This is a genomic window from Undibacterium sp. Ji50W, from assembly GCF_049340445.1.
Taxonomy (GTDB): domain Bacteria; phylum Pseudomonadota; class Gammaproteobacteria; order Burkholderiales; family Burkholderiaceae_D; genus Undibacterium.
This window is the reverse complement of record NZ_JBMPOX010000014.1, coordinates 42,435-66,292: the sequence shown is the minus strand read 5'-3', so window position 1 is coordinate 66,292 and position 23,858 is coordinate 42,435. Positions and strand designations below refer to the sequence as shown.

Below are 23,858 nucleotides of genomic sequence, written 5' to 3'. Positions count from 1 at the left end.
TCTGGGCTAAGTCTTTGAATCTATTGGCCTGCCCAGCAGGAATCGAACCTGCGACCCCGAGCTTAGAAGGCTCGTGCTCTATCCAACTGAGCTATGGACAGTCTGTGAATTGACCAATGCGTGGTACTGCACAATGACTGCGCAATTACTGCAAATAAGCGGCATGATTAGCTGCCGCTTATGCCGCATATACTGATTTTACATCAGCCTACAGCTAAAACCAGATGGTCAAAAACTGAAGGCTGAATAGTACATGGTATCGCAGTCAGATTCAAGAATGAATACCTGTCATCGCCTGAATTTCTCTATGATTTTGTACCGAATGCCCTAGATGGCGACAGAAATGCAATCGGCCAGGCGACGGGCGGTGCTTGCTGCCATATCACCGTCGGCTGCTTCCACCATGACGCGCACCAGGGGCTCGGTGCCGGATGCGCGTATCAGCACGCGGCCGGTGTTGCCCAATTCGGCTTCGACTTTCTGTTTTTCAGCCACTAGTTTGTCATTCTTTTGCCAATCAAAGCCGGCCGGCACCTTGATGTTCAGCAATGTCTGGGGGAACAGGGTCAGCTCATCAAAGCATTGATCCAGGCTTTTGCCATTACGTCTTAACGCTGACAGAACTTGCAATGCCGAAACAATACCGTCACCGGTCGTATGTTTGTCCAGACACAAGAGATGGCCAGAACCTTCACCGCCCAGCAGCCAGCCACGTTCCTGCATTTGTTCCAGCACGTAACGGTCGCCGACTTTGGCGCGCACAAAACCCACGCCCATTTTCTGGAAGGCGACTTCTACTGCCATATTGGTCATCAACGTGCCTACCACACCCTGCACACTGCCTATCGCCATGCGATCCTGCACCATCAGGTATAGCAGTTGATCGCCATTGTAGATCTTGCCATGCTGATCTACCATCAACAAGCGGTCAGCATCACCATCCAGTGCAATGCCCAGGTCAGCATGGTTGGCCCGCACTGCCAGCGCCAGTGCATCGGGGGCCGTGGCACCAACACCATCATTGATATTCAGGCCATTGGGCTGATTGCCGATGGCTATCACTTCGGCACCCAGTTCATGGAATACATGTGGTGCAATGTCATAGGCGGCGCCATGGGCACAATCGACCACGATTTTCAGGCCGCGCAAATCCAGCTCGTTCGGGAAGGTGCTTTTGCAAAATTCTATATACCGGCCATTTGCATCGCTCAGCCGGCGCGCCTTGCCCAGGCGGTCTGAACTCACGCATTGCATGGGGCGTTCCAGCTCTTGTTCTATCGCCAGTTCCACTTCATCCGGCAGCTTGTTGCCCGTAGCGGAAAAAAACTTGATGCCATTGTCGTCAAAAGGATTGTGCGAAGCGGATATGACTACACCAGCCGATAAGCGCAATGCACGTGTCAGGTAAGCAACCGCCGGTGTCGGTGCCGGGCCGGACAGCATGACATCTACCCCGGCAGCGGCAAAACCTGCTTCCAGCGAGGCTTCCAGCAAGTAGCCGGAAATGCGCGTGTCCTTGCCTATCAACACGGTGGGGCGGGTATCACCGCTGGCGTCTGCCTGTGCCAGCACTTTGCCAGCAGCAAAACCCAGCCGCATGACGAAATCTGGCGTGATCGGTGCCTGCCCTACTTTGCCGCGTATGCCATCTGTACCAAAATATTTTCTGCTCATTGTATTTTTTCTTTTTTAATTGGACAAAGCGTCCCAGACTTTGAACGCATCTACGGTTTCTGCCACATCATGTACCCGCACTATGCAGGCACCACGCTGTTTTGCCGCCAGCGCTGCCGCCAGGCTGCCAGCCAATCGGCCTGGCGCTTCACGCCCGGTCAAGGCGCCCAGCATGGATTTGCGTGACACACCCACCAGCAAAGGCAAATCCATGTCCGCCTGCAAGGCCTGGAGTTGCTTGAACATGGATACATTATGATCCAAAGTTTTACCAAAACCAAAACCTGGATCAAGACAGATACGCTGCCGTTCAACCTGGGCCTGTTCCAGCGCTTCCACCCTGGCTTTCAGGAACTGCAAGACTTCCTGATTGACATCCTCGTAGTCTGGCTTCAACTGCATGTCAGCCGGTTGATTCTGCATATGCATGACGCACAGACCGGCATCGCTTTCAGCCACGGCGGCAAGCGCTTCTGCGCTACGAAATCCCTGTATATCGTTGATCATATCGGCCCCTGCCAGCAGGGCTTCGCGCATGACTTGCGGTTTATAGGTATCGATGGACAAGGGCTTGCCGCAATCACGCAGGGCATAGATGACGGGCATGACACGGCTCAGTTCTTCGTCCAGAGACAGTGGCACAGAGCCGGGACGGCTGGATTCTCCACCGATATCGAGGATATCCACACCATCTTCTATCATCTGTTCAGCACGAATAATCGCGCTTTCCAGATCCATGTATTTACCGCCGTCAGAAAATGAATCTGGCGTGATATTGAGGATGCCCATCACCAGGGTCCGGGATTGCGCTCCCGCTAAAGGGAAGCGATAACGCCCACATTGGAAATATTTCATTTTTTAAAAAACTAAGGGTGAGGATTTACCCCACCCTTACTTAATTTATTACTTATTCTATTGATTCAAAACCTGATCAGGCTGGTGCTGCTGCATTTGCTGAAATGCCACCAGACGAGTTATCGGACGATGAACGTGCATTCGTCTGCCCCTGTTTTGGAGGGCGCGGATCAACACCGTTCATAATGTCATTCACCTGGTCTGCATCAATGGTTTCCCATTCCAGCAAGGCCTTGGTCATGGCTTCCACTTTATCGCGGTTTTCTTCCAGCATCTTACGCGCCAGTGCATATTGTGTATCCAGGATATTACGGATTTCAGCATCCACTTTTTGCTGTGTCGCTTCGGAAATGGTTTTCGATGGACCGCCAAAATACCCTTCGCTCTGACTATCCTCATACACCATAACACCCATGCTGTCAGACATGCCGAAGCGTGTCACCATGGAACGTGCCAGTTTGGTCGCACGGGAAAAGTCATTCGATGCACCCGTAGACATTTGGCCTACAAAGATTTCTTCCGCAATGCGGCCACCGAACAGAATGGAAATTTCTTCCAACATTTTGTCTTTGTAACCACTGAGATGATCATGTTCCGGCAACTGCCAGGTCAACCCCAAGGCAAAACCGCGTGGCATGATGGTGACTTTATGCACAGGGTCAGCCTTGGGCAGCAACTTGGCTACCACTGCATGACCAGATTCGTGATAGGCAGTGTTCCTGCGTTCATCTTCACGCATGACCATGGATTTGCGTTCCGGACCCATGAAGATTTTGTCTTTGGCATCTTCAAAATCTATCATTTCGACCAGACGCTTGTTACGTCTCGCGGCAAACAAAGCTGACTCATTGACCAGATTGGCCAGATCGGCACCAGAAAAACCAGGCGTACCACGTGCCAGGATATCTGCCTTGACGTCAGCAGAAATAGGCACTTTACGCATATGCACATTCAAGATCTGTTCGCGGCCACGGATATCCGGCAAGCCGACAGATACCTGACGGTCAAAACGGCCCGGACGCAACAGCGCTTTATCCAGTACGTCGGCACGGTTGGTTGCGGCGATGACGATGACACCAGAATTCGCTTCAAAACCATCCATCTCAACCAGCATCTGGTTCAAAGTCTGTTCACGCTCATCATTACCACCGCCCATACCGGCACCGCGATGACGACCAACAGCATCAATCTCATCAATAAAGATAATGCAAGGCGCGTGTTTTTTGGCGTTTTCAAACATGTCGCGAACGCGGGAAGCACCCACGCCGACAAACATTTCAACGAAATCAGAACCTGAGATCGTGAAAAACGGCACTTTCGCTTCACCGGCAATCGCACGTGCCAGCAAGGTTTTACCAGTACCTGGAGGACCAACCATCAGCACACCGCGAGGAATACGGCCACCCAGTTTCTGGAACTTGGTAGGATCGCGCAGGAAATCAACGATTTCCGACACTTCTTCTTTGGCTTCATCGCAACCGGCAACATCACCAAACGTGACATTGTTGTTGGTATCGTCCAGCATTCTTGCCTTGGACTTGCCAAAGGAGAAAGCGCCGCCTTTACCGCCGCCCTGCATCTGGCGCATGAAGAATATCCAGATACCGATCAACAACAGCATCGGGAACCAGGAAATGAAAATCTGCTGCAGGAAGGATTGTTCTTCCGGCGGTTTATTGTCAAATTTAATACCATTATTAACCAGATCACCCACCAGGCCACGATCAAAAATGGTCAGCTGTGATTTGATTTTTTTACCGTCATTGGTGGTTGCCACCACGGTACGGTTGGCATCATCAATCGTCGCTTCTTTAATGTGCTTGGATTTAACTTCGTCCAAGAACTCAGAATACGGTATCAAGGTCACACCGGCACCGATACTTTTTCCATCAAACTGCTTGAAAAGCGTGAAAAGCACCAGGGCAACCACAACCCATATAGCAGCTTTTGAAAACATATTATTCACGAGAACTCCTTGAACGCAGGTGCGCCATTTGATACTGTAAACAGTCATTCTACCCGTAATGGATAGAGCTTGCTAGCCAACATATGTTGGCGGTATTGATGATTATCAAGAGGTAAATGCATTAATCCGGGTTCTTCAGGCCCCGTCCGAGCAAAAATATCTCGGAAGACTTGTCTTTACTGGCTTTCGGCTTCTTGTTAACAACGGTCTTAAACTCATCTTTAAATAGCGTGACGATGTTGTTATAGCTGGGACCATGGAAGCATTTCACCAACAAAGCCCCGCCCGGTTTCAGGTGTGCTTTGGCAAAAGTGACTGCCAATTCGATAATATATTCGACCCGCGCTGCATCCACAGTCGAATTACCAGACAGATTTGGGGCCATATCCGACAATACCAAGTCCACTTTGCGGCCGACCAGCTTCGATTCCAGCAAATTTAACACTTCATCTTCACGGAAATCGCCTTGCATGAACTGCACATCGGCGATAGGTTCCATGGGCAGCAGGTCCAGGGCGAAAATTTCACCGACGATGCCACCGCCCTCTTTGCCAGCCAGTTTGTTGCGTGCATACTGTGACCAACTGCCTGGCGTCGCGCCCAGATCGACGATAATCTGGCCCGGACGTATCAATTTTTCTGATTCATCTATTTCTTTTAGCTTATAAACTGCGCGCGCGCGGTAGCCTTCCTTTTGTGCAAGTTTCACATAAGGGTCGTTAATATGGTCGTGAACCCAATTTTGATTGAATTTATTCTTTGCCATTCGCGTAAAATACTGCTTTTAAAGGAATTACTATGTTAAAACTTACGCCCGCCGAAAGAAGCGAACTCCGGTCTGAAGCACACGCACTGAAACCTATCGTTATCGTAGGCGAAGCTGGATTGACTCCTGCCGTCATCAAGGAAATCGATTCCGGCCTGAATTCTCATGGCTTGATCAAGGTACGCGTGTTTGGCGATGATCGTGAAGCACGTGTAGGCATGTACGATACCATCTGCACCGAGCTGAAAGCTGCTCAAGTACAGCATATCGGAAAACTTTTGGTGATTTACCGTCCAAAACTGGAAGGTACGAAAGAAACCAAATTAGTCAAAAAAGGCAAAGGCATGCGCGAAGTCACGATCGTCAAGCCTAGCCCCAGCGGTACGAAAAAACCTACCGTTTCAAAAGTGATGGTCAAGGGTAACGAACGCGTCACCCAGGGCGGCAATGTCAAACGTGCGAAACCACGTCAGTCCAGTGCCAAAAAAGCATCTCTTGGAAACAACTAAATTTCCGCTGGCTGTCTTGCCGGTCATGCGCACCACAGCCATGTAGAGGTTTTCAACCCGGCCCTGTCTTTGTCAGGCCGGGTGACAGACACACCGCAGTGATAAACAAATAGCAGTGATAAACAAATCGCAGCAACAGCCTGTCATTATTTAAACAGCCGCACCAGTCTTGCCAGTGCAACCATTCTGTACCTGTATTACACGTACATCACATCCAGTACTTCATATTCACGCACACCAGCCGGTGCCTGCACACCGACGACATCGCCAGCATATTTACCGATCAGCGCACGCGCTATTGGTGATGTGATGGATACTTTACTCAATTTCAAATCGGCTTCATCTTCACCAACGATCTGGTAACTGACCTTTTGCGAAGTTTCCAGGTCTTCCAGGTGCACGGTAGAGCCAAATACCACACGGCCTTCTGCATCCAGTGTAGTTGGGTCGATAATCTGTGCAGAACCCAATTTCCCTTCCAGTTCAGCAATGCGGCCTTCGATGAAAGACTGGCGCTCTTTGGCGGCGTCGTATTCAGCATTTTCAGACAAATCGCCCTGGGCACGTGCTTCGGCAATCGCATTGATCACTTCCGGACGTTCTTTGGTTTTCAGCTTATGCAATTCTTGCTTCAGCAATTCTGCGCCGAACTTGGTGATAGGTACTGTACTCATGGCATTCACGCTTATAAAAGTAAAATACAGAGGCCACATCAGACACCAGCATTGCCGATGCCATTTGTGACCTCTGTATCGAAGTTCAAGTAGCTCTGCCCCTGGGCCAGAGCTACTGTTATTTCTATCAGTTTAAGGTTTTATGCAGACCTTGTAAATCATAAACATGCATTTCATTGAGGTGACGCATCCCCTCCACCGCAGCTTCTGCGCCAGCGATAGTCGTGAATGTTGTTGCACGAGCAATCAATGCCGAGGTACGAATAGCGCGCGAATCAGTAATGGCATTGCGCTTTTCTTCCACCGTATTGATCACCAGGGCGATTTCATTGTTTTTGATCATATCCACGACATGGGGACGACCTTCAACAACCTTGTTCACGATGGATACCGGAATGCCTTCAGCCGCTATCGCCGTTGCCGTACCGCGTGTCGCAACGATGGAGAAGCCCATTTCCACCAGGTCACGGGCCACTTTCACGCCACGTGGTTTGTCGCTGTTCTTGATGCTCAAGAAAACCTTACCGGAAGTCGGCAATTTTACGCCGGCACCCAGTTGTGATTTCACGAAGGCTTCACCAAAGGTCTTGCCCACGCCCATGACTTCACCAGTCGATTTCATTTCAGGACCAAGAATGGTATCAACGCCCGGGAACTTCACAAACGGGAATACTGCTTCCTTGACACTGAAGTAAGGCGGCACCACTTCTGCGCCTATACCTTGTGAATCAAGCGACTGGCCGACCATGCAACGGGCGGCAATTTTCGCCAGTTGCAAACCGGTGGCCTTGGATACATACGGCACGGTACGCGACGCACGCGGGTTCACTTCCAGCACAAACACGACATCCTTGCCATCTTGCTGCTGAATCGCAAACTGCACATTCATCAGGCCAACGACATTCAAACCTTTTGCCATCAGCGCAGTCTGGCGCTTGAGTTCAGCAATGGTTTCTTGCGACAGGGAATAAGGCGGCAAGGAACATGCAGAGTCACCCGAGTGCACACCAGCCTGTTCGATATGCTCCATGACGCCACCGATGAAGGTACGCTTGCCATCAGACAGGCAATCGACGTCAACTTCAATCGCATCATTCAGGAAGCGATCCAGCAAGACTGGTGAATCATGCGACACCTTGACGGCTTCACGCATGTAACGCTCCAGGTCACGCTGTTCATGCACGATTTCCATCGCACGGCCACCCAGAACATACGATGGACGTACCACCAGCGGATAACCAATCTCTTGTGCCAGTGCCAGCGCATCAGTTTCAGTACGTGCAGTACGGTTAGGCGGCTGACGCAAACCCAGTTCTTGCAGCATCTTCTGGAAACGTTCGCGATCTTCCGCAGCATCGATCATGTCTGGCGACGTACCAATGATAGGCACGCCATTCGCTTCCAGGTCCAGTGCCAGTTTCAAAGGTGTCTGCCCACCATATTGCACGATGACGCCGACTGGTTTTTCTTTATCGACGATTTCCAGCACATCTTCCAGCGTCAGCGGTTCAAAATACAGACGGTCGGACGTATCGTAATCGGTAGAAACGGTTTCAGGATTGCAGTTGACCATGATGGTTTCATAGCCATCTTCGCGCATCGCAAATGCCGCGTGTACGCAGCAATAATCAAATTCAATACCCTGGCCGATACGGTTAGGGCCACCGCCCAATACCATGATTTTTTTCTTGTCGGTGGGGTTCGATTCGCACTCTTCTTCATAGGTCGAATACATATAGGCGGTATTCGTGGCGAATTCACCGGCACAGGTATCTACACGTTTGTAGACAGGGCGCACATTCAAAGCCTTACGCTTTTCGCGGATGGCCGTGTCAGTGGTTTTCAATAATTTTGCCAGGCGACGGTCCGAGAAACCTTTTTGCTTCAGTTGCAGCATCAGCGCTTTATCGACGCTGTCGAGTGACTGCTCGTCCAGCCACAATTCGATATCCACGATGTCCTTGATCTGCACCAGGAACCATGGATCGATATGTGTCAGTTGATGCACTTCTTCCAGCGTAAAGCCCTGGGCAAAAGCATCACCAACATACCAGATACGATCCGGGCCAGGCTCACCCAGTTCTTTTTCCAGGATCTCTCTATCCTGGGTTTTTTCATTCATGCCGTCGACGCCAACTTCCAGGCCACGCAGGGCTTTCTGGAAAGATTCCTGGAAGGTGCGGCCAATCGCCATCACTTCACCAACAGATTTCATCTGTGTCGTCAGGCGATTATCTGCCTGCGGGAATTTTTCGAATGCGAAACGCGGTATCTTGGTGACGACGTAATCAATCGAAGGCTCGAAAGAAGCAGGCGTAGCGCCGCCAGTAATTTCATTGCGCAATTCATCCAGCGTAAAGCCAACCGCCAGCTTGGCAGCGATCTTGGCGATAGGGAAACCGGTCGCTTTCGATGCCAGTGCGGATGAACGCGATACCCGCGGATTCATCTCGATGACGATCATGCGGCCATCCGCAGGGTTGATGGAAAACTGGACGTTGGAACCACCCGTATCCACACCAATTTCACGCAGCACTGCCAACGAGGCATTACGCATGATCTGGTATTCTTTATCGGTCAGTGTCTGTGCCGGTGCCACCGTGATGGAGTCACCGGTGTGCACACCCATAGGGTCCAGATTTTCGATGGAGCAGACGATGATGCAGTTGTCGGCCTTGTCGCGCACGACTTCCATCTCATATTCTTTCCAGCCTATCAGCGATTCTTCAATCAGCAGTTCATTGGTAGGTGATGCTTCCAGACCGCGTTTGCAAATCGTCTCAAACTCTTCCGGGTTGTAGGCAATACCGCCGCCTGTACCACCCATCGTGAAAGAGGGGCGAATGATGACCGGGAAGCCGACATCCTTTTGCACAACCCAGGCTTCGTCCATAGTATGGGCAACACCAGAGCGCGCCGAACCCAGACCGATCTTGGTCATGGCATTCTTGAATTTCAAACGGTCTTCGGCCTTGTCGATGGCTTCGGGTGAAGCGCCGATCAATTCGCAATTGTATTTGGTCAGCACGCCATTGCGATGCAGATCGAGAGCGCAGTTCAAGGCAGTCTGGCCACCCATGGTTGGCAAGATTGCATCCGGTTTTTCTTTATCGATAATGCGTTCGACGACTTGCCAGGTGATAGGTTCGATGTAAGTCACATCGGCCATTTCTGGATCAGTCATGATGGTGGCCGGATTGCTATTGACCAGAATCACGCGGTAACCTTCTTCACGCAAGGCCTTGCACGCCTGTGCGCCGGAATAATCGAATTCGCAAGCCTGGCCAATGATGATGGGACCAGCGCCGATAATCAAAATACTTTTTATGTCGTTACGTTTTGGCATTCTATTATTCTCCTGTCTTTGCCTTGGCCATCATCGCGGTGAAGCGATCAAACAGGTAAGCAATATCATGCGGCCCTGGTGAGGCTTCAGGGTGACCCTGGAAGCAGAAAGCTGGTTTATCAGTACGGGCAAAGCCTTGCAGCGAGCCATCAAACAAAGACACATGGGTGACGCGGCAGTTGGCTGGCAAGGTCGCCGCATCGACTGCAAAACCGTGGTTTTGGGAGGTGATCAATACCTGCCTGGTATCCAGATCCTGTACCGGATGATTGGCACCGTGGTGACCGAATTTCATCTTGAGGGTTTTGGCACCGGATGCCAGCGCCATGATCTGATGACCTAGGCAGATACCAAAGGTAGGAACACCCTTCTCTATCAATTCCCTGGCAGCCGCAATCGCGTAATCGCAAGGCTCAGGGTCACCAGGACCATTCGACAAAAACACGCCATCAGGGTTCAGCGCCAGCACATCGGCAGCACTGGATTGCGCTGGCAATACGGTGACCTTGCAGCCGCGCTCTGCCAGCATGCGCAGGATATTGCGTTTGACACCAAAGTCAAAAGCAACGACGTGGAATTGGGGATTTTGTAACTGACCGTAACCTTGGCCCAGCACCCATTCAGCTTCAGTCCAGTTGTAAGCCTGCTTGACAGACACCACCTTGGCCAGGTCCATGCCAGACAGGCCAGGGAAAGACTTGGCCAGCGCAATGGCTTTTTCAGCATCAGCACCAACCAGGATGGCACCGCCCTGCGCGCCTTTTTCACGCAAAATACGTGTCAGCTTGCGGGTATCAATACCGGCAATAGCAACAATGTTTTGGGATTTTAGGTAATCAGAGAGGGTTTGTTCAGAACGGAAATTCGATACCAGCAAAGGCAGGTCTTTAATGATCAAACCGGCTGCATGGATTTTATCGGACTCTACATCTTCGGCATTGACACCCGTATTACCAATATGCGGATACGTCAGGGTAACGATTTGGGAACTATAACTTGGATCAGTCAAAATTTCCTGATAGCCGGTCATGGAAGTATTGAAGACAACTTCACCAATAGTTTGACCGGCAGCGCCAATCGAATATCCAGTGAAAATGCTTCCATCGGCAAGAGCAAGTATAGCGATGTCCTGGCCGGAACGAAGAAGGGACTGCGGAATGGGCAGCAAGGGCAACTCCTGTATTGTTACCGCCGCTGCGACGCACCAAGCTGTCGTTTCCCTGGCCGCGCAAGAATTGCCGCGCAGCCTGGAAAGATGATGGAGCGATGTGAATTTGGGTAGGCGCTACGGCGAGATTTCGGATTAGTTAAACCCTCGAATTATAGCGCGAAACGGCGCATCAGGCAAATGAGAAATGCCTGATGCGCCGTTAATTGTCTGCCATATGCAGGCCAGAGACTGGCCAGATTTACTTCTTCACCATCTGAATCCAGCAAAAAAATGCCAAAAACAGAATGCCCGCAATATGAATTACAGGCCCAGCGCAGCGATACCAGCCTTGGCAATCTGCGCATCTTCTGCCGATTTCACGCCAGAAACACCGACGGCACCTACGCAGTGTCCATCAGCAAAAATAGGTACGCCGCCTTCCAGCATGCCATCCAGATTCGGTGCGCGCATGAAAGAAAAACGTCCGTTATTGATAATATCTTCATAGATTTTTGATTCACGTTTGCCCAGGGCTGCGGTAGTCGCCTTGGCGGGGGCAATGTGTGAAGAAATAGGTGCGACGCCATCCAGACGCTGCAACCACATCAGGTGGCCGCCATCATCCACAATCGCAATGACCACTGGCCAGTTATTCGCCTTGGCTTCCGCTTCTGCTGCTGCCGCGATCTTTTTGACATCATCCAGTGTCAACACAGGTTTTGTTTGCATAATTGCCTCTCAAATAAAGTCAGCGGATTGTACGCCAAGCAATTGCGCTTAGGTATACAAACAGTTTTAACCATTTTCTGACTAAGCAAGCAAAACAAACCCATAAGCAATCAAGAAGCAAATCAGCCGCATTTACATTTGGTAATAATTGCAAGCCGGAAATCTTCGTGAACGGTTTACATTTTTTAAGAGTTCGCTTAAAGTTGAACGGTTTTTCCAACCAGGTGTAAAGATGCTAACAAACGTTTCCAGACATGCAAGGAAAGCCAAATTAGTGCTTATCTCGACATTGCTGCTCACAGCAGCGGTCAACCCTGCCTGGAGCGCCGACAATCCTTTCCCCGAATCTTCTACTGCCTATTTAAAACTGCAAGAAATCAAACAGCGCGCTTCTGACCTGACTGTCAAAGCGATGGACTTGATGGGCATACGTTATAAACGCGGTGGCAACACCCCGGAAAACGGCCTTGATTGCAGCGGCTTTGTACGCTATGTTTTCAAGGATGTACTGGGTGCCAATCTACCCCGCACTTCAGCAGAAATCAGCCGTGTTGGTGAACAGATAGAACAAAAAGATTTACAGCCGGGTGACCTGGTTTTTTATAACACACTCAAGCGCGGCTTTTCACATGTAGGTATTTACCTGGGTGACAATAAGTTCATTCACTCCCCTTCAGCCGGTGGCCAGATTCGTGTAGAAAGCATGGACATCGCTTACTGGAAAAAACGTTTCAATGGTGCACGCCGCATCAATGAAAACGAAACGAAATAATCCTCCACAATTCTGAATTCTGAACTGCATCTGCTGCGCATCATCCGGCTTGCACCAATCGCGTTCACAAACCGCCCGCACAAATAACAAGGGCAGAGCAATTGCTCCGCCCTATCAAAAAAACCAACAAAATCCAACGAAGTCGCACAACCCCGTCTGTAATCAACGTTCCTGCATCGCCTTAATTTTCTGCTTTATCTCTGGCATGATCGCCATCGCTGCCTTCTCACCTGCCAGTATCGCCAGGTTTCTGCCGGCAAAATCACTTCCCTTCATGCCTGGCAATTCTGGCCGGATGACGATTTCTGCCTGCTTCAATTCAAACTGATTGATGCTCTGCCCCATGATGGCGACGGTTTGCAACAACACATCCAGCGTATTGTTGGACACCAGCGCTTCCGGTTGTGCTGAAATATTCACGGCGATCACAAAATCGGCGCCCATTTCGCGGGCAAAACGCACCGGCACCGGCGACACCAGGCCACCATCCACATACAGGCGATCATTGATTTTTACTGGCTGGAATACACCCGGCACAGCCGACGACGCACGCACCGCAGCGCCGGTGTTACCGCGCTGGAAAAGAACCGCATGCCCGGTCGCCAGATCGGTTGCCACCGCACCAAAAGGCTTGCGCAGCTTTTCTATCGGTGCCTGCACGACCAGGCGATTAACATAGGTCTGCAAGGCATCGCCCTTCAACACGCCGCTGGATTTGGAAAACAGCGGTAAGGACCAGTCAGAAATCGTCGCCTCATCCATATCCAGCGCCATTTTTTGCATGGCAAAGCCGTTATTGCCAGCCGCATACATGGCACCGACCACGCTACCGGCGCTGGTACCAACGATCACATCAGCATAGATGCCTTGTGATTCCAGCGCCTTGATCACGCCGATATGGGCAAAACCGCGTGCAGCACCACCACCCAGCGCCAGGCCTATGCGTATAGGCTTGAGTGTCCTGGCAACGGGAATCGCCGGTGCCACCACAGGAGCAGGCTGCTGGGGTGCAGTATTACAGGCACTGATGCCAGCCACCAGCAACGACAAAAACAGACGCTTCCATACAGGCTTGTTTGCAGGCTTTGCAGAAGTGCTTGCCGATACCAAAGTACAGGGAAAAGAAAAAGATGAAAGCGACATGAGTTTGCTTTGTAAATGAAATCCGAAAACACGGCACGGAATTGAAAATGCATGACAGGTGCGAGATTATATTTGCAAAAGGCCGCTGCCCACTGTCCACTCAGTAAAAATTAGTAAGAACGTAAACAGGTTCTACGGAAATAATTCATCAATCACCTGCCCTTCACAATACAGTTAGCTTGTTACAGCCGGACTTACAGTTACATATATAGACAAAAGAAAAACTAGTGAATTTTCAATAAATATCATTATTTCATGATACCCAGTATTACGTTAACAGTATGTCATGCTATCGACATAATTTGTCATGATAATCGCGCACTTGTCGTACATGGATTGTCGGCCTTGCCTGTATCAAATTAAGCCCTTCAGCTCTGGCGACTTTCCTATTGATGATTCAATGCGATGCTTATTAAATGCAATGCTTATTCAATGCAATGCCTACTCAGAAAGAATGTATGAAAAAATTTGCCTGGCTGCCACCCCTTGCAGCGATAGCACTGGCCGGTTGCAGCAGCAATAATCCTGTGGCTGACCCGAATGCCGTCCCAGAAGGAACCATACTCAAGGTCGCCCTGCTGGAAACGACTGATATCCACCAGAACATACTCAGCTATGACTACTACGGCCTGAAGGCAGATACCAGCCTCGGCCTGGAAAGAACCGCAGCACTGATCAATGGCGCACGTGCCGAAAACCCGAATAACGTCTTGCTGGATGATGGCGACGTTATCCAGGGCACCTTGCTGGGCGATTACCAGGCATTGGCTGCGCCGGTAACCTGTAGCGGCACGATGGCCGTGTACAAGGTCATGAATGCGCTGAAATATGATGGTGCCAGCATGGGCAATCATGAATTCAACTATGGTTTGAATTTCCTCAGCCAGATTACCAATACCGATTTCGGCCTGCCCGACGTCAGCAAAGCCGGCACTTGCGGCTCACCCAGCTTCCCGCTGGTCTTATCCAACGTGGTGGGTGCCGTCAATCAGAAACCCATCTTCAATCCCTACTCTATCGTCGGCAAGCAATTTACCGCCACCAAACCGGATGGCAGCAGCATGAGCGTCAAGCTCAATGTCGGCATCATCGGCTTTGTCCCGCCACAAATCATGGACTGGGACCAGAAATACCTGGCAGGCAAGGTCATGGTGAATGGCTTGCAAGAATCTGCCAACAAATATGTGCCTGAAATGCGCAGCAAAGGGGCTGATCTGGTGGTCGCCTTGTCACATGGTGGCCTGGATGCTTCACCGTATAGCCCTAAAATGGAAAACGGCAGCCTGTACCTGACATCCACCGGCATCGATGCGCTGATGCTGGGTCACGCGCATTTGATTTTCCCCAAAGGCAAAGAGGTCGGTGCACCTGCCGTTGACGCTTCACTGGCTGCATTGCCAACTGCGCAGGTTGATACTGTAAAAGGTTTGGTCAACGGCGTGCCGGCAGTCATGGCGCAAAGCTGGGGCCGCCGCCTGGGTATCATACAGATGGTACTTAAATACCAGGGTGGTAAGTGGGTCGTGCAAAAAGACCTGACCAATGTGGAAGCACGCGGCTTTAAATACAAGGATGGCACCACCATCGTTGACGCCGACGCTTCCATTGCCCCGCTGGTGGATACCGAACACAAAGCCACCATCAACTATGCTACCCAGCCATTGGGCACGACCACCGATTTCCAGATGTCGGCCTATTTTTCGCTGGTGGGTGATGTGACTGCGATCCAGATCGTTAACCAGGCACAAATCGATTACGTGAAAAACTTCATCAGCAATTCGACCGATGCCACGATAGCCAGTTATAAATCAATCCCGGTCATCTCATGCAGCGCGCCGTTCAAGGCGGGCCGCAACGGCCCTACCGACTTTACGGATGTCGCCCCAAATGCCACGCCCGCTGCGCCATTTGGCCTGCAAGTACGTAATCCGGGTGACCTTTACCTGTACGGCAACAACAATTTGCAGGCAGTCAAAATCAAGGGCCTGGATTTGAAAAACTGGCTGGAAACCGCTGCCAAACAATTTGCCCAGATCGACCCCGCAATGACAACCGAGCAAGACCTGGTGCCATCGTATTCAACCATCTTTAACTACGATGTCTTCTATGCCGACAACAATGCACTGAAGTACCAGATCGACGTCACCCAGCCCGGCGGCAAGCGTATCGTCAACCTGACTTATGCCGGCAAGGCTGTCGCAGATACCGATGACTTCATCGTCGCAACAAATGATTATCGTGCGGGTGGTGGTGGTAATTTCCCTGGTATTGATGGCAGCAAAACCATCATCAAATCGCCGGATGCCAATCAGGCCGTGGTCAGTGATTTCCTGAAAAAACAGGGCAAAGTCACCAGCACCGGCAATGGCCTGGGCCAAAGCTGGAGCTTTGTTAAAGTCGATACCAAAGGCCCGGTGATCTTGCGTTCTGCCCCTGGCAAACTGACAGTTGCACAAAACCTGGGGCTGAGCCGCGTCAAGGCAGAAGGTGGGCTGGATGCCAGCGGCTTTGCCAAATACACGATAGATTTGAGCAAATAAAATAAATCGTTCAGTTGTTTTTATTTTACTTTGTTTCGCCCTATGCACCTCCCTCACGGGAGGTGCTGTTTTCAGCATGCACTACACCTTATGTATACCACTATGCACAAGCCAAATAAAACCGGATATGTAGAATATGCACTGGCAGTCGCCGCCCTGATTCTTTTGAATGCCTGCACCCCGGCGGCAACCATGCCAGGCAATGCAGAAATCGAATCTGCCGGCATACAGGCCCTGCATGCGCAATCACCATCCGCACTGCAAGCCCTGACTCAATGGGCACAAGCGGGCAACCCGGTCGCCCAGCGTGAACTGGGGCTGGCCTATTCCATCGCGCCCACACATTACAATGACGCCCTGCTGTGGCTGGAAAAAGCGGCACAAGGCGGCGATGACCAGGCCCAGTTTCAACTGGCAGAAGCACATTACAAAGCACACCTGGGTTTGAAACAGGATTATGTGCAGGCGTGGAAATGGTATGAAGCCGCAGCAAAAAACAAAAATGGCAAAGCCAGTCTCATGCTGGCACGCATGGCTAAATACGGACAAGGTGTAAGGCAGGATGTGGCAGGCTCGGTCCAGTGGTTAACAATCGCCAGCCAGCAAGGCAATGCCCAGGCCATGTTCTTGCTGTCGAATGCGTATGCAGCCGGTGAAGGCGTGACACAAGACCCGCTGCAAGCCAGAAAATGGCTGGAAGAATCTGCCGAACTGGAATACCCGGTCGCCATCCAGGCGCTGGCCATGGAACTGGAAACCGGCAGCCAGCATGTTGAAAAAGACAGCCTGAAAGCCAGGCACCTGATCAAGGAAGCGTCCGACGAACGCCTGATGCGCTGGAACAGGTACCAATAGATTTCTGATATAGGCACCTTGCTGAATATTTCCGTCCCCAGCCAGGTGTTACAACATGGTGGCAAACATGGCGACGACGGCAATGGCCATCATCAGGCTGGCCAGCCAGCCCAATATCTTCAACCTGCTGGTAATCACAAACTGCCCCATGATGTCGGATCTTGCCGCCATCAGCATCATCACTACCATGATGGGGACGGAGATAACACCATTGATCACCGCACTCCAGTACAGTGCCTTGATGGGGTCGATGGCCGTAAAGCCCAGTACGATGCCTATCACTGTCGATAGCGCAATAATGGCGTAAAACTGCTTCGCGTTCATGGGTGAACGTTCCAGGCTGTTTTTCCATTTGAATGCGCCTGCCATCGCATACGCCGATGAGCCTGCCAGCACGGGTATGGCCAGCAAGCCGGTACCTATGATGCCGGCACTAAACAGCATGAATGCAAATTCACCTGCAATGGGGCGCAAGGCCATCGCGGCCTGGGCGGATGTCTGTATCTCGCTGATGCCATGCAAATTCAGTGTCACCGCCGTCGTTAAAATAATAAAGAAGGCCACCAGGTTGGAAAACGCCATGCCGATATAGGTATCGATTTTGATGCGTTTCATATTGGCGGCTGCCTGCTCCGGGGCCTGCAATAAGGGTCGCGCAACGGGATCGCCTTCCATCTCTTCCACTTCCTGAGAAGCTTGCCAGAAAAAGAGATACGGGCTGATGGTCGTACCAAATACTGCTACCACGGTGGTCACATATTCCGGCTTCCAGGACAGTTGCGGCATCAGGGCTTTTTGTATAACCTGGGACCAGGGAATCTGCACCACAAAGACGGTGGCCACATAGGCCAGCAGAGCCAGCGTCAGCCATTTCAACAGCCGCACATAGCGCCGGTAAGGCACAAACACCTGCAGCAGCAAAGAGATAATGCCAAAGCCCACCGCATACCAGTGTGCCCTGCCACCGATCAACAGTTTCAGCGCTTCGCCCATGGCAGAAACATCTGCCGCGATATTAATGGTATTGGCAACCAGCAGCAGGCTGACAATGGCATACAGTAGCCAGGCAGGATAATGGCGACGGATATTGGTCGCCAGGCCATGGCCGCTGACCCGCCCTATACGCGCACTGACGACCTGTATGCCTACCATTAGTGGATAAGTGAACAGCACCGTCCACAACATATTGAAACCAAACTGCGCCCCGGCCTGGGAATACGTGGCAATGCCGCTGGGGTCATCGTCCGCCGCGCCGGTAATCAGGCCCGGTCCCAGTTTTTTCAGCCAGGATGATTCAGTTGTCTGCGTTGCTTTGATAGGGCTTGAAACAGTCATGAACAGAAGTAAAATTACGACAGAAAAATGACAGCAGCAAAGCTGCTGGCGCTATAGTTTCATAGTATGCTTGGGCATATTAACTGGTAGTGGAATATGCCAAACCGTGTAACTTGATTTATATCAACGCTGCTTCAGCGTAATATCCACACCGATTCCGCGGTAGCCAGTAAAACGGCTGGCCGAATCGAATATCGGTTCACCACTGACCTGCAGGTATTGCATGCTGGCATCTGCCCTTTTGCGGCTATAAATAAAATCCAGAAAAGGACGGCGGTTTTTGATGTTGGCATCCAGTTGCGCATGTTCTTCCACATTCCAGCCAGGCAAGCCAGCGGGCGATATGCCCTGCATCTGGTCGTCTACAATGCCCAGCATTTCAAACACCGGGCCAGACACACTGGTAAAATTGCCCTGGGCATCTTGTTCCCAATAACAGTCGGTAGACAATTGGGTAAAACTTTTGAACCGGGCTTCGCTTGCACGTAATTCTGCAGTGCGCTCCAGAACCAGTTCTTCCAGACGCAGATTATTGGCTTCCAGCTTTTGATATAGCAGTCTGACTTCCAGCATATTGCGTATGCGTGTCTGCACCACAATCAAGTCAAAAGGCACGCTGACAAAATCCCTGACGCCAGCGAGCAAGGCCCGCATTTGCTGGCTGGGTTCAGCAGTCACGACCAGGACCGGCAAATAGGGTTCCTGTTCCAGCTCCCTTAGCAAATCGATGACTTCAAAACCATCCATGGATGGCATTTGCAGATTCAGCAAAATCAGATCATAGCGGTGTGCCCCATGTAAAACAGCGACGCCTTGCGGGTCCAGAGTCGAGCTGACGGCGGTATAGCCAGCCATGAGCAACATCTGCTCCAGCAATACCACATTGGCTTCCTGGTCATCCACAATCAAGATTTTGGCACTCAGTATTTCAACCGCATCCAGCATACATTCTTTCAAAAAATTATCATTTAGAACTCAACTCTATAGCCATGAGATGCGCCCCATGAATTTTCTGAAAGAAAAAGTAAGATCGCTATGTTGATTCCGGTAAAAATCCAGCCACCATCTCATAAACCTATACGGTTCACCAATACACCCAACTTGCGCACCTGTGGCAAAGACACTACCGTACCCACCACAGACTGATCGCCCTGACGTTGCCTGACATCGCATAAAAGGCGCGCAAATTCCTTCTTGACGACGTCATAGCATTCACAAACATTTTCTTCCAGACCACCCCGATCCACCACCGTGATATGGCCACGACGGTAGCGGATATAGCCATAGGTCTGCAGCTTGCCGGCAGCCTCGGTCACACCTTCGCGTCGCACTCCCAGCATATTGGCGATCAATTCCTGCGTGATCGTCAGTTCATTGGTGGGCATGCGATCCAGGGTCAGCAACAGCCAGCGACACAATTGCTGCTCTACCGAATGATGGCGATTACACACCGCAGTCTGCGACATCTGGGTAATCAGTGCCTGCGTATAACGCAGCAACAGCCGTAATACGGGGCCGGCACGATTAAATTCATCCATCAAGACCTGTGATTTCAGGCGATACCCATATCCGCCAGTCTGTACCACCGCCCGGCTGGGTGTGGAATCCCCTCCCATAAAAAGTGAAATACCCACCACCCCTTCATTGCCGACGCCGGCAATTTCAGATGAACCACCGTTTTCGAGCAAATAATGCAGGGAAACTATGGACGTCGTCGGGAAATACACATACTGCAACTTGCCACCCGATTCATACAAGACATCTCCCAAGGGCATGGGGACCAGTTCAAGATAAGGTGACAAGCGGTTGAATTCAGCATCCAGCAAGGCTGCTAACAGGTAATTCTGGTTCGGATCATTGGCAATGACCATATCAAGCTCCTGCTTTTCATGATGAATAAGAGGAGGAACACGCACACTTTCACTCTGCGCACAATATTCCGCTTGATCAACTGTAAAACACTTATAAATGCCGTGTCTGTTCGATATCACACATATAGAAAAATAAACACCACAACTTTGCCCTGTGCCATCAGCACAAGGCAAATAACAAAACAGGACTGACCGCATTACTAAAATGCCGTCATGAATCCGCTGCAAGACAAACTATCGCAGCTTTAAAGGAATTTCTATGTGTGCCAGCGCACAGACCGACCCGATTTACTATCAAAACTAATTAAAACTGGCTTTATTCAGTTGTCAGTATGATTATTATCCGCATGGCCATTGGCTGATGAGTGGCCCGCAGGACGCGTATCGGATGATCCGAGCACGCGCAAAGGGTCACCAGGTGGAATATCGGACAGCAAACGGTCAAATTCATGCTTGACGACGGCATAACATTCACAAACCACTTTCTCCAGGCCAGGGCGATCAATGACGTCTATCCTGCCGCGACTGTAATTGATCAGCCCCATTCTTTGTATGTTACCGGCAGCAGCCGTAACACCTTCACGTCTCACACCCAGCATATTGGCGATCAGTTCCTGGGTCATGGATACTGAATCTGTCGGCAAACGATCCAGGCTCAACAATAACCAGCGACACAGTTGTTGCTCTATAGAGTGATGGCGGTTGCAGACGGCAGTCTGGGTCATCTGAGCGATCAGGGCCTGGGTATAGCGCAACAGCAAACGCAGGAAGGGTCCGGCACGATTAAATTCCTCTTTGAGGAATTGCGACTTCAAACGGTAACCATACCCACCAGACTGAACCACTGCGCGGCTGGGTGTCGTCTCACCACCCATGAACAGCGAAATGCCGAGTATGCCCTCGTTGCCGACAATGGCAATTTCAGCCGATGCGCCGTTTTCGAGCACATATAACAGGGAAACGATGGAAGTCGTCGGGAAATAGACATAACTCAGCGTAGCACCGGCCTCATACAAGGCCTCTCCCAATGGCATGGCTACCAATTCAAGATGGACGGCGATACGGTCGAATTCTGCCAGCGGCAATGCCGCCAGCAAGTGATTTTGCAAAGGATTGTGCGGGATGGTCATGGAATGGGCTTGTAACTGCCATCCGGGTGAGGAACGACATGGATTAGACTGATGGAATAAGTTCTTACAGAGTAGCAGGATTAACACCTGTGTATGTGCGCCATCGCTCACAACTTGCATCTTATATGTCAGTCTTACCATGTATTGAGATTGCCAGGCCGGGGTAAAACACCGCCGCCAGCAAAAATTTTACTGGAAAGGAATATCTGAAAGCAGACGATCAAACTCTTTTCTGATCACCAGATAACATTCGCAGGCTACCTCTTCCAGCCCAGGCCGGTTCAGCACCACGATAGCGCCACGACTGTAACTGATCAAACCTGCACGCTGCAGGCGCCCGGCAGCTTCCGCCACCCTTTCACGCCTGACACCCAGGGAATTGGCAATGCGTTGTTGGGTAATATGAACGCTGTCAGATGACAAATGGTCGAGACTTAACAAAAGCCAGCGACACAATTGTTGTTCCACCGTATGGTGCAGATTGCAAATGGCGGTCTGCGTCATCTGCGTAATCAGGGCCTGGGTATAACGCAGCAACACCCGCAAGAGCGGGCCAGCACGGTCAAATTCGATTTTTAGAATCGGCCCACGCAAGCGATAGGCGTGGCCTTCACTTTGCACCACGGCACGATTAGGGGTGGTATCACCGCCCATAAACAAGGAAATACCGACCACGCCTTCTTTACCGACAGCGGCGATGTCGGCTGCCACCCCATCTTCCAGCACATACAGCAAAGATACAATGGCCGTAGTCGGGAAATAAACGAATTGCTGCTTCACGCCTGATTCATACAGCACATCGCCAGCGGCCATCAATACCAATTCCAGCCCGGCCGCCAGAGCACTAAACTCAGCAGCAGGCAAAGCAGCAAGCAGATGATTTTGCAAAGGGCTGTGAGGTTGAAGCATTCGTGTTTTTAAGCCCTTGGTTCTGATAATATTTCTGCGTTGCATGAGTGCATGCAGATTTCTGCGTAGAGGCTATCATGTGAAGTAAATTTTCTATGCGCGCTTGCGCACACAAGTCATTCCATAAACGTAATTAAATTGAAATAAATCACGCTGATATTCAATTCGCTTCGCAAAGAGTGCAGAACAGGCATGATTCGCTGTTTTCACTGCAGGGTCGGACAGAAAGGTAAAAGTCCCGGAGCAGAGTACAAAGGTTACAATAGCGGATTGTGAATCGCTGTTTCGTTTTATCGTGAATAAACTTGCAATACCTTCGCGCCGCGTCTCTGTTGCCCCCATGCTGGACTGGACTGACAGACATTGCCGCCAATTCCATCGCCATATCACCCGCCATACCTGGCTCTATACCGAGATGGTCACCACCGGAGCCCTGCTGCGCGGTGATGCACAACGTCATCTGGAATTTAATCCGGACGAACACCCTGTTGCCCTGCAACTGGGCGGCAGTGAAACCGCTGACCTGGCACAATGCGCCAAAATGGCTGGTGAATGGGGTTACGACGAAGTCAATCTGAATTGCGGCTGCCCTTCTGAACGCGTGCAAAAAGGGGCCTTTGGTGCCTGCCTGATGTCTGAACCAGAGTTGGTGGCAGACTGCGTCAAGGCCATGAAAGATGCCGCATCCATCGATGTGACGGTGAAGCACAGAATAGGTGTCAATGATGTCGATTCCTACGAATTCATGCGTGACTTCGTCGGCACGGTGGCAGAAGCAGGTTGCCAGACTTTTGTCGTGCACGCCAGAAATGCCATCCTCAAGGGTCTGACCCCGAAAGAAAACCGCGAAATCCCACCGCTGAAATACGATTACGCCTACCGCCTGAAACAAGATTTTCCGCACCTGGAAATCATCCTCAACGGCGGCATCAAAACGACCGAAGACATGGACCTGCATCTGCAACATGTGGATGGTGTCATGATAGGTCGCGAGGCTTATCAAAACCCGTATTTCATGGCCAGTTTTGACTCCCGCTTTTATGGCGACCACAGCCCGGTCAAAACACGCGAAGAAATCATCACCTGCATGGTGCCTTACATACACCGCCAGTTGGAACTGTATGGCAATGACGGCAAAGGCCTGCGCCTGAACACCATCGTGCGCCATATGCTGGGCCTGATGACAGGCCTGACAGGCGCACGCAGCTTCAGGCAAATTCTGTCTGACAGCAAAAAACTCGCACTCGGCAATCCAGAATTATTGCTGGAAGCAGTCGCACGCATGCAGCAAGTTGCCTTGCAAGAAAAAAGCCGCGAAGAGCAGTTTTCAGAATAAACCCCAGTCACCGTCCGGCATCACTCCTGATCCAAAAGATTCAGGAGAGATGCCCGTTTTGTCTGTATCAAACTGTAGAGAAACGTATAAATTGTAAAGATTCATGTAACGCTAAGCCCCTGTTTTATGTCCTTATCAGTACATACGTAAGAATTTGTAATAGCTTGTCAGCAGGGGCAAACGCAGGAATATATTGACCCTGTTTTCTCGCACGATCCTTCAACTCACTACGACAGTGAGGTTGCCTACGCAATCACTTGCGTAGGCTTTTTTATTTCAACACCTCTATGTCGATATA

General features: G+C 50.9%; 19 protein-coding genes and 1 tRNA gene. 5 read left to right on the top strand and 15 right to left on the bottom strand.

Translation table 11 applies throughout. The features are described from left to right. Positions 1–24: 24 nt before the first annotated feature. The 5 genes from ACO0K9_RS18595 to ACO0K9_RS18575 form a co-directional block, all read right to left on the bottom strand. A tRNA-Arg gene (locus tag ACO0K9_RS18595) sits at positions 25–101 on the bottom strand. 226 nt (positions 102–327) lie between these two features. Next, positions 328–1,674, bottom strand: a complete 1,347-nt coding sequence (glmM, locus tag ACO0K9_RS18590; protein WP_422987574.1) for a phosphoglucosamine mutase — start codon at positions 1,672–1,674, stop codon at positions 328–330. 15 nt (positions 1,675–1,689) lie between these two features. Next, positions 1,690–2,529 carry a dihydropteroate synthase gene (gene folP / locus ACO0K9_RS18585; RefSeq protein WP_422987573.1) on the bottom strand — a complete coding sequence of 280 codons (840 nt, stop codon included), beginning with the start codon at positions 2,527–2,529 and terminating at the stop codon, positions 1,690–1,692. Between the two features lie 76 nt (positions 2,530–2,605). Continuing rightward, a complete protein-coding gene (gene ftsH / locus ACO0K9_RS18580; protein WP_422987572.1) occupies positions 2,606–4,495 on the bottom strand; it encodes an ATP-dependent zinc metalloprotease FtsH in 1,890 nt (629 codons plus the stop codon). A 121-nt stretch (positions 4,496–4,616) separates the two neighbouring features. After that, positions 4,617–5,261 (bottom strand): RlmE family RNA methyltransferase, encoded by a 645-nt coding sequence (locus ACO0K9_RS18575; RefSeq protein WP_422987571.1) that lies wholly within the window; start codon positions 5,259–5,261, stop codon positions 4,617–4,619. 32 nt (positions 5,262–5,293) lie between these two features. On the opposite strand from ACO0K9_RS18575, the gene ACO0K9_RS18570 reads away from it, so the two are divergent. Continuing rightward, positions 5,294–5,770 (top strand): YhbY family RNA-binding protein, encoded by a 477-nt coding sequence (locus ACO0K9_RS18570; protein WP_422987570.1) that lies wholly within the window; start codon positions 5,294–5,296, stop codon positions 5,768–5,770. Positions 5,771–5,967: 197 nt separating this feature from the next. Here the strand turns inward: ACO0K9_RS18570 and greA are convergent, their stop codons facing one another. From greA to ACO0K9_RS18550, 4 genes are all read right to left on the bottom strand, one after another. After that, entirely contained in the window at positions 5,968–6,444 is a 477-nt protein-coding gene (greA, locus tag ACO0K9_RS18565; protein ID WP_422987569.1) for a transcription elongation factor GreA, read from the bottom strand. Positions 6,445–6,571: 127 nt separating this feature from the next. Next, on the bottom strand, positions 6,572–9,790 hold the full coding sequence (gene carB, locus ACO0K9_RS18560) for a carbamoyl-phosphate synthase large subunit (protein WP_422987568.1): 3,219 nt from the start codon (positions 9,788–9,790) through the stop codon (positions 6,572–6,574). 4 nt (positions 9,791–9,794) lie between these two features. Further along, entirely contained in the window at positions 9,795–10,949 is a 1,155-nt protein-coding gene (gene carA / locus ACO0K9_RS18555; RefSeq protein WP_422987646.1) for a glutamine-hydrolyzing carbamoyl-phosphate synthase small subunit, read from the bottom strand. A 312-nt stretch (positions 10,950–11,261) separates the two neighbouring features. Continuing rightward, complete coding sequence (locus ACO0K9_RS18550) at positions 11,262–11,669, bottom strand: GlcG/HbpS family heme-binding protein (protein WP_422987567.1); 408 nt, start codon at positions 11,667–11,669, stop codon at positions 11,262–11,264. Positions 11,670–11,901: 232 nt separating this feature from the next. Between ACO0K9_RS18550 and ACO0K9_RS18545 the strand changes: the two genes are divergently transcribed. Next, complete coding sequence (locus ACO0K9_RS18545; protein ID WP_422987566.1) at positions 11,902–12,441, top strand: C40 family peptidase; 540 nt, start codon at positions 11,902–11,904, stop codon at positions 12,439–12,441. 162 nt (positions 12,442–12,603) lie between these two features. Here ACO0K9_RS18545 and ACO0K9_RS18540 read toward each other — a convergent pair whose 3' ends face one another. Then, positions 12,604–13,584 (bottom strand): patatin-like phospholipase family protein, encoded by a 981-nt coding sequence (locus ACO0K9_RS18540; RefSeq protein ID WP_422987565.1) that lies wholly within the window; start codon positions 13,582–13,584, stop codon positions 12,604–12,606. Positions 13,585–14,042: 458 nt separating this feature from the next. Here ACO0K9_RS18540 and ACO0K9_RS18535 point away from each other — a divergent pair, with 458 nt between their 5' ends. Continuing rightward, positions 14,043–16,124 (top strand): bifunctional 2',3'-cyclic-nucleotide 2'-phosphodiesterase/3'-nucleotidase, encoded by a 2,082-nt coding sequence (locus ACO0K9_RS18535; protein WP_422987564.1) that lies wholly within the window; start codon positions 14,043–14,045, stop codon positions 16,122–16,124. A 102-nt stretch (positions 16,125–16,226) separates the two neighbouring features. Continuing rightward, a complete protein-coding gene (locus tag ACO0K9_RS18530) occupies positions 16,227–16,979 on the top strand; it encodes a tetratricopeptide repeat protein (RefSeq protein WP_422987563.1) in 753 nt (250 codons plus the stop codon). 48 nt (positions 16,980–17,027) lie between these two features. Here ACO0K9_RS18530 and ACO0K9_RS18525 read toward each other — a convergent pair whose 3' ends face one another. The 5 genes from ACO0K9_RS18525 to ACO0K9_RS18505 all read right to left on the bottom strand — a co-directional run bounded on the left by ACO0K9_RS18525 (position 17,028) and on the right by ACO0K9_RS18505 (position 22,224). Beyond that, a complete protein-coding gene (locus ACO0K9_RS18525; protein WP_422987562.1) occupies positions 17,028–18,314 on the bottom strand; it encodes an NRAMP family divalent metal transporter in 1,287 nt (428 codons plus the stop codon). 123 nt (positions 18,315–18,437) lie between these two features. Then, positions 18,438–19,271 carry a response regulator gene (locus ACO0K9_RS18520; RefSeq protein WP_422987561.1) on the bottom strand — a complete coding sequence of 278 codons (834 nt, stop codon included), beginning with the start codon at positions 19,269–19,271 and terminating at the stop codon, positions 18,438–18,440. Between the two features lie 110 nt (positions 19,272–19,381). Then, positions 19,382–20,185 (bottom strand): Crp/Fnr family transcriptional regulator, encoded by an 804-nt coding sequence (locus ACO0K9_RS18515; protein ID WP_422987560.1) that lies wholly within the window; start codon positions 20,183–20,185, stop codon positions 19,382–19,384. A 320-nt stretch (positions 20,186–20,505) separates the two neighbouring features. Next, a complete protein-coding gene (locus tag ACO0K9_RS18510) occupies positions 20,506–21,315 on the bottom strand; it encodes a Crp/Fnr family transcriptional regulator (protein WP_422987559.1) in 810 nt (269 codons plus the stop codon). Between the two features lie 189 nt (positions 21,316–21,504). Then, entirely contained in the window at positions 21,505–22,224 is a 720-nt protein-coding gene (locus ACO0K9_RS18505; protein WP_422987558.1) for a Crp/Fnr family transcriptional regulator, read from the bottom strand. A 295-nt stretch (positions 22,225–22,519) separates the two neighbouring features. Here ACO0K9_RS18505 and dusA point away from each other — a divergent pair, with 295 nt between their 5' ends. Further along, positions 22,520–23,560 (top strand): tRNA dihydrouridine(20/20a) synthase DusA, encoded by a 1,041-nt coding sequence (gene dusA / locus ACO0K9_RS18500; protein WP_422987557.1) that lies wholly within the window; start codon positions 22,520–22,522, stop codon positions 23,558–23,560. Positions 23,561–23,858: the final 298 nt, after the last annotated feature.

What these genes read in the sequence shown, in the direction of transcription:
- ACO0K9_RS18535 (WP_422987564.1), top strand. Translation starts at nt 14,043, where the DNA reads ATGAAAAAATTTGCCTGGCTGCCACCCCTTGCAGCGATAGCACTGGCC.
- ACO0K9_RS18545 (WP_422987566.1), top strand. Translation starts at nt 11,902, where the DNA reads ATGCTAACAAACGTTTCCAGACATGCAAGGAAAGCCAAATTAGTGCTT.
- ACO0K9_RS18570 (WP_422987570.1), top strand. Translation starts at nt 5,294, where the DNA reads ATGTTAAAACTTACGCCCGCCGAAAGAAGCGAACTCCGGTCTGAAGCA.
- ACO0K9_RS18530 (WP_422987563.1), top strand. Translation starts at nt 16,227, where the DNA reads ATGCACAAGCCAAATAAAACCGGATATGTAGAATATGCACTGGCAGTC.
- ACO0K9_RS18515 (WP_422987560.1), bottom strand. Translation starts at nt 20,185, where the DNA reads ATGGTCATTGCCAATGATCCGAACCAGAATTACCTGTTAGCAGCCTTG.
- folP (WP_422987573.1), bottom strand. Translation starts at nt 2,529, where the DNA reads ATGAAATATTTCCAATGTGGGCGTTATCGCTTCCCTTTAGCGGGAGCG.
- ACO0K9_RS18505 (WP_422987558.1), bottom strand. Translation starts at nt 22,224, where the DNA reads ATGCTTCAACCTCACAGCCCTTTGCAAAATCATCTGCTTGCTGCTTTG.
- ACO0K9_RS18550 (WP_422987567.1), bottom strand. Translation starts at nt 11,669, where the DNA reads ATGCAAACAAAACCTGTGTTGACACTGGATGATGTCAAAAAGATCGCG.
- ACO0K9_RS18575 (WP_422987571.1), bottom strand. Translation starts at nt 5,261, where the DNA reads ATGGCAAAGAATAAATTCAATCAAAATTGGGTTCACGACCATATTAAC.
- greA (WP_422987569.1), bottom strand. Translation starts at nt 6,444, where the DNA reads ATGAGTACAGTACCTATCACCAAGTTCGGCGCAGAATTGCTGAAGCAA.
- ACO0K9_RS18510 (WP_422987559.1), bottom strand. Translation starts at nt 21,315, where the DNA reads ATGACCATCCCGCACAATCCTTTGCAAAATCACTTGCTGGCGGCATTG.
- glmM (WP_422987574.1), bottom strand. Translation starts at nt 1,674, where the DNA reads ATGAGCAGAAAATATTTTGGTACAGATGGCATACGCGGCAAAGTAGGG.
- ACO0K9_RS18540 (WP_422987565.1), bottom strand. Translation starts at nt 13,584, where the DNA reads ATGTCGCTTTCATCTTTTTCTTTTCCCTGTACTTTGGTATCGGCAAGC.
- ACO0K9_RS18525 (WP_422987562.1), bottom strand. Translation starts at nt 18,314, where the DNA reads ATGACTGTTTCAAGCCCTATCAAAGCAACGCAGACAACTGAATCATCC.
- carB (WP_422987568.1), bottom strand. Translation starts at nt 9,790, where the DNA reads ATGCCAAAACGTAACGACATAAAAAGTATTTTGATTATCGGCGCTGGT.